General features: G+C 36.4%; 6 protein-coding genes and 1 pseudogene. 3 read left to right on the forward strand and 4 right to left on the reverse strand.

The window, feature by feature from the left end; genetic code table 11:
• Positions 1-436: 436 nt before the first annotated feature.
• From EXE10_RS19805 to EXE10_RS19815, 3 genes and pseudogenes are all read left to right on the forward strand, one after another.
• Positions 437-831 (forward strand): annotated as a pseudogene (locus EXE10_RS19805) (rhodanese-like domain-containing protein).
• Positions 832-885: 54 nt separating this feature from the next.
• Positions 886-1,221: a carboxymuconolactone decarboxylase family protein gene (locus tag EXE10_RS19810; protein ID WP_130114501.1), complete on the forward strand. Its 336-nt coding sequence runs from the start codon at positions 886-888 to the stop codon at positions 1,219-1,221.
• A 24-nt stretch (positions 1,222-1,245) separates the two neighbouring features.
• Positions 1,246-1,866 carry a class I SAM-dependent methyltransferase gene (locus EXE10_RS19815; protein WP_130114502.1) on the forward strand — a complete coding sequence of 207 codons (621 nt, stop codon included), beginning with the start codon at positions 1,246-1,248 and terminating at the stop codon, positions 1,864-1,866.
• Positions 1,867-2,129: 263 nt separating this feature from the next.
• On the opposite strand, the gene EXE10_RS19820 is transcribed toward EXE10_RS19815, so the two are convergent.
• From EXE10_RS19820 to EXE10_RS19835, 4 genes are all read right to left on the reverse strand, one after another.
• Positions 2,130-2,387, reverse strand: coding sequence for a helix-turn-helix domain-containing protein (locus EXE10_RS19820; protein ID WP_044737966.1), 258 nt, complete (start codon positions 2,385-2,387; stop codon positions 2,130-2,132).
• A 145-nt stretch (positions 2,388-2,532) separates the two neighbouring features.
• Entirely contained in the window at positions 2,533-3,537 is a 1,005-nt protein-coding gene (gene cydB / locus EXE10_RS19825) for a cytochrome d ubiquinol oxidase subunit II (RefSeq protein ID WP_044737967.1), read from the reverse strand.
• Positions 3,534-4,967: a cytochrome ubiquinol oxidase subunit I gene (locus EXE10_RS19830; RefSeq protein ID WP_130114503.1), complete on the reverse strand. Its 1,434-nt coding sequence runs from the start codon at positions 4,965-4,967 to the stop codon at positions 3,534-3,536. The genes cydB and EXE10_RS19830 overlap by 4 nt, the downstream gene beginning before the upstream one ends.
• 152 nt (positions 4,968-5,119) lie before the next feature.
• Entirely contained in the window at positions 5,120-5,566 is a 447-nt protein-coding gene (locus EXE10_RS19835; protein WP_044738008.1) for a DUF2946 domain-containing protein, read from the reverse strand.
• Positions 5,567-6,228 lie beyond the last annotated feature (662 nt).

Here is a 6,228-nt window from a genome sequence, read left to right on the forward strand (position 1 = left end):
GTGTTTGATAAAATTTTTATGTAATTGGTTACAATATCAACTTTTGAATAACTCCATTCTTATTTTTAATTCATTAATATTGTTAAACATCTTGAAAATGACTAAATCCTAGAAATGAACACTTGAATATAATATTAAAATATATATTATTAATACATATATTATTATCAATAAGCTGATATCATCTATTCTGTGATTGCTTCTTGTTGTAGTTGTTGGTTGATTTATAGGCATTGTTATATTGTCAGAAAATAGAGTAATCAGGTCCAAAAGATCATTGGTGTAGCTGTTAAAGGTACAGCATTTTATTTAATTTTTCTGATCATCTTACTGCTGTGCAATTATTGTATTAGAGCCAAATCTAAAAATTGAATTTTAAAGCAATAAGTATTTAATCAGACATCATATCTTTACAGATATAAAGAGGTGAAAAGTAGTGAAAACAGCAGAGCAATTAATTTCAATGGCAAAAAGCCGTATTCAAGAAGTAGCAGTAGAAGACTTACTTGAAGCAATGAAAAACCATAAAACGATTCTTATCGATGTAAGAGAGCCTGAAGAGTTCCAAGCAGCTGCTATCATCGTGCTGTGAACTATCCACGTGGTATTTTAGAAATGCGTATTCATCAACACCCGTTAGTCAGTCATTACTGCGATACTATTCAGGCGCTTGAGCACTTGAAGGATTTGCCAATTTATTTGATTTGTGGGACAGGTGGTCGATCAGCTTTAGCTACAGATACTTTGCAGAATATGGGTTTTACTCAAGTTAAATCCATTCAAGGAGGACTTCAAGCATGGCTAGAACGTGGCTATCCAGTAGAGGAATGATTAATTTTTTATTTTAATCCAACTCAAATTAATAGATATTCAAGTGAGAAAGTAATGAAATATAAAGATTTAACTCAAAATATATCAGGAAGTTTAAAGATATTAGGGCAGGATTCTCCTGATTTAATGAAAAGTTTTAATCAATTGTCACAAGTAGCAATGCGTAAAGGTGTCATTGATCCAAAAACAAAAGAACTTATTGCCTTGGCTATAGGTGTTGCTTCTCGTTGTGATGGTTGTATCGGTTTTCATGTAAGAACATTAGTCAAAATGGGGATGACATTACAAGAATTGGAAGAGGTACTAGGGGTCGCAGTTTATATGGGAGGCGGGCCTTCATTGATGTATGCAGCGAATGCGTTGGAAGCATTTAAAGAATTCTCTGCTTAATTTCTTCAATCATTGGAAAACGATATGAATCAGCATTGGGATAGTCTTTATTCGCAAACACAGGATCTGTATGGCGTTTCGCCGAATCATTTTATTCAACAGATAGCAGATCAGGTCCCAATTGTGGGAAGAACTCTTGCTATAGCAGAGGGTGAAGGACGGAATATCCTTTATTTGGCTGATAAAGCGAAACAGCAAAATGATTCATTTTCAGCAGAAATATGGGATTACTCAGAAGTTGCTTTGCAACATTTATCAGCAAAAGCTCGAGAAGCTAGATTTGATTTTACACTTAGAAATATTGATCTCAGTGATGTTGAATGGCCGCGAGAGAGCTATCAAAATGTGATGTGCGTATATGGTCATTTTGACGAAGATACTCAATTCAACGTTCTCACAGGGATTCGTCAATCACTGACTAATAATGGCTGGTTTATAGGTGAGCTTTATTCTAAAGAGCAAATCCATTATCAAACAGGTGGCCCCAAAGATATCAATTATTTATACGCCCCAACGTTGATTCTTTCCATATTTAAAAATGATCATCTCTTTCATTTTTATGTAGGAGAGCTGGAACGTTATGAAGGCAAGTTGCATAACGGAAAATGTCATGTAATTCAATTTGCAATCCAAGTTAAGAAATAGGAAATAAAATTCTTTAACAGATAACATATTTAACATTTTCCCTAGAAACAGAGATTTATCGTATCAAGACGTGTTAATAATAAAGTGGCTAAAATTCTAGGCGCTAGCTTGAGAAAACGATGAAGTAAAGTTATTAATGTCTTATCTACTGGCCTCATTTGTGACTGGCAGTCAATTACCATTGATGGTTTATACACTTCTCAATAATTTATTGATTCAAATAGATGATAGAAAAGACCATGTGAAAACATGGTCTTTCTATTTTAGTTAAGGTTATCCAATACAAATTGAGGTGACTTTATAAATAGTTTGATTAAAGCCTGCGCAGAACTTGATGGATGGCGAACACCTCTTTCCCAACTTTCTAGCGTCCTTGGAGAGATACCAAGTTTAGATGCTAGTTGTTGTTGAGAGATATTCATCTTTTTGCGTGCTCTGATAATCTCTTGAGCTAAAGTTAAATTAACGATGAATGGAAAATCATGATTAATATTCACATGCTGCTGTTGAAGTAGGTTCATAAGAGTATCCTCTTCTTTTTAGATAGCTAATAAGCAAGCTGAAGCAGAAACCTAAAGCTCATAGCAATTGCCAATAAACTTAGGAAGCCGACTAACCATAGCAAGATAAACCACTGAAATTGTGATAATTTCATTAGTAACTCCTTTAATGGTAACCCTCATCGCCAACACGGACTTTATCTCTAAATACCCAATAAGCCATGATGGTGTAAATGATGATAATTGGGATCAAAATCAGTGCGCCGATCAGCGCAAACAACTGACTATTGGCTGGCGCAGCAGCATCCCAAATCGTTACTGATGGCGGAATTACATAAGGGAATATGCTAATTAGAAAACCTGTATATGCCAGAAATACCAGTGCCAAGGTGTATAAGAAAGGCATTGATTCATGACGCTTTTGACAAGCTTTAATGGTTAGATAGGTGAAAACCAACACTAAAATTGGTACAGGACTGAAATATAAAAGTTGTGGTTGTTTAAACCAGCGTTCAGCAATCATTGGGTGTGCTAAGGGGGTGTAAATACTCACTGCTGCAAAGATGAGTAGTAGTGCAATAATCAATTTCGGCATTAAACGATACATACTGCTTTGTAACAGATCATCGGTTTTCATGATGAGCCAACCACATCCCAATGCGGCATATACAACTACCACACCTAAACCTGTAAATAATGAGAAGGGTGTTAGCCAATCTAAGCCGCCACCTGCATAACGCCCATCGATAATATGTATACCCTGAATATATGCTCCAAGAATTACACCTTGTAAAAAACTCGATAATACAGATCCACCAATGAATGCAGCATCCCAAAGATGCTTAGTACGATTTGCTTTAAAACGAAACTCAAACGCAACTCCACGGAAAATCAGTGCAATCACCATAAGGATAATAGGCAAGTAAAGTGCTGATAAAACTGCGGAATATACGATAGGGAATGCTGCAAATAAACCAGCACCGCCAAGTACCATCCATGTTTCATTACCATCCCAGACAGGAGCGACCGTATTCATCATTACATCACGTTCTTGGTGGTTTTTGATGAATGGAAACAAAATCCCGATGCCGAGATCAAAGCCATCTAGCACTACATAGATGAAAACACCGGTGGCAATAATAACAATCCAGATTAAAGATAAATCAATCATGAAGACGCTCCTTGATCTCGATCATCAAGACGCTCATCTGTGGCACTCAGTGGGCGCATAGGTGTTTTAAAATGACCGACTCCACCAACTTCATCTGGTTGGTTATAAATAAATTCAGGTCCTTTGTGCATCAGTTTCAACATGTAATAAATGCCAATTCCAAAAACAATGAAATACACCACAACAAAAATAATTAAGGTTAAGCCGACCTGTTCAGCCGAAACAGGGGAAAGCGCATCTTTGGTGCGCATCACGCCGTAGACAACCCATGGCTGACGACCAACTTCTGTCGTAAACCAACCAGCTAACAATGCAATAAAACCAGAGGGGCCCATCAATAAAGCAAAGCGGTGAAACCACTTATTTTCAAATAATTTTCCTGTTTTTCTCAGCCAAACGCTGGTAACTCCCAGTAACAGCATCAACATGCCTAAACCAACCATGATACGGAAACTCCAAAAAACTACCGTCGAATTCGGACGATCTTCAGGAGCAAAGTCTTTTAAGCCTTTAACAGTACCATCCATTGAATGGGTGAGAATAAGGCTGCCTAGATTTGGAATCGCAATTGCATATTTTGTACGCTCTTCCTGCATATCGGGGATGCCAAATAAATACAAAGGCATTCCTTCATCATAGTTAGTCTCCCAATGTCCCTCCATCGCTGCTAATTTCGCTGGTTGATGTTCTAGCGTATTTAAACCATGTGCATCACCAATAAAGACTTGTAGGGGAGCTAAAATTAAAATGAGCCAGAGTGCCATCGAGAACGACTTTTTCACCAACGCATCTCGACGCCCCTTGAGCAAATGCCAAGCAGCTGTTGCCGCAACCAATAAGGCTGCTACCATAAAGGCAGCAATTGCCATGTGTGCCAATCGGTAAGGAAAAGAGGGGTTAAAAACAATAGCAAACCAATCTTGAGGTACAACAATCCCATTTTCAATGGTGAACCCTTGAGGAGTCTGCATCCAACTATTTGAAGACAGAATCCAAAACATTGAAATACAAGTGCCGACCGCAACCATAAGTGTGGCAAAAAAATGTGCTTTCTTTCCCACTCGGCCCCATCCAAAAAGCATGATTCCTAAAAATCCAGCTTCTAAGAAAAAAGCACTTAAAACTTCATAACTGAGTAAAGGTCCTGTAACTCCACCAGCAAAGCGGGAAAACTCACTCCAGTTTGTACCAAACTGATAGCTCATAACGACACCAGAAACAACGCCCATGCCAAAAGCTACAGCAAATATTTTCACCCAGAATTTGAATAGGTCATGATAAACAGGATCATTTGTTTTAAGCCATCGCCATTCTAAAACAGCAAGAAAGCTTGCCAGGCCAATAGAAATAGCGGGGAAAATAATGTGAAATGACACAGTGAATGCAAATTGAATACGCGCTAACTCAAGTGCGGTAAAACCTAAGGTCATCGTAATCCTCCACATACTAAGCATGCTCTAGATCGCATATGTCCTGATATGAGTGTGCCTACACAGGTATGTGCATTTTTTAAAAATAAAAACATAGCGATTAGTCTCTTCAACTAATTAAATTTCAAAACAATAAATAATTGCCAATAAACTTAGACAGCAAAAGAGAAAGGAGGTGCTCGACCTTGGGGGATAAGAAATAATTGCTTTAAAAGAAAGAAGATATGGAAAAAAGCTTCTTTAAAAGCTAAAAAAAGAACTTGGATTCTAACCAGAACTTCTTTTACACCAATGTCAGGTAGTGGAACGACATGTGCGTATACAACACAGTACTGGCATTGATGATTTATATCGTGATGATGGCTGGATAAAGTTTTTTGATCAAGATATGCATGATTAGTCAAACCCACGTCTTGGTGAGAGTGATTATGCGAAGAATGATCTGAACTATGTGGATTGTGAGAGGTATCTAATTGAAGAGCATGGACAATAGTTTCACAGACTGGAGAAACTTGATATTTCTCTGGGAGTAAGGGCTGAATAAAAACAGCAATCTGTAACAAGATTGCCCAAAAAGCTAGCAATCTACCTAAAACCATGATCACTTAGATGGTCTCAATTATCCAAGTAAGAAGATTAGATTGTAGCAGAATTACTATTTATTAAAAGTATAAGTGGTATTAATTTAATGGTTTTGATTTTTATTTAGCATCATGATTTTAGGATAAAGTGAAAATTTAAATAATTTTCATAAATAATTGATTTCAATCCGAATTAATTCAGATTGAAATCATGCATGATTAATTTTGCTTTAAAAAAATAATGATTAAAACTTATAAAGTAAAGCGTTAGAACACATTTTCCCGACATTGTAGGGATATTTTATTAATTTGCCGTTTATCAAAGATGAAATTTTGAGGCTGATTATATTCTTGAATTGATTTAAGCAAACTGATTGCTTCTTAAGATAAGGTGAAATGGGTGGTTTTTTTTGAGATTTCATCCATTTTTTAGGAGTAACTCAGATTTTCTTTTTAGGTAGGAATTATCATTTAGATCCCGAAGAAATTGAATTTCTAAACTTAATTAGATCTTAAGAACTTGAATTTATCCTGAGAGAAAATATTTTGAGGGTAGATCAGTGAGTCAACAAGTGAGTGTATTACGAAATAAAAAACTATTTATCAGTATTTGCACATTGGCCTTGGTGATTTTAGGAATTTGGTGGGGCAGCAGTTTACTACTAAATAAAAATAAAGCA

It is taken from the genome of Acinetobacter sp. WCHAc060033 (genome assembly GCF_004209125.1).
Classification (GTDB): domain Bacteria; phylum Pseudomonadota; class Gammaproteobacteria; order Pseudomonadales; family Moraxellaceae; genus Acinetobacter; species Acinetobacter wuhouensis.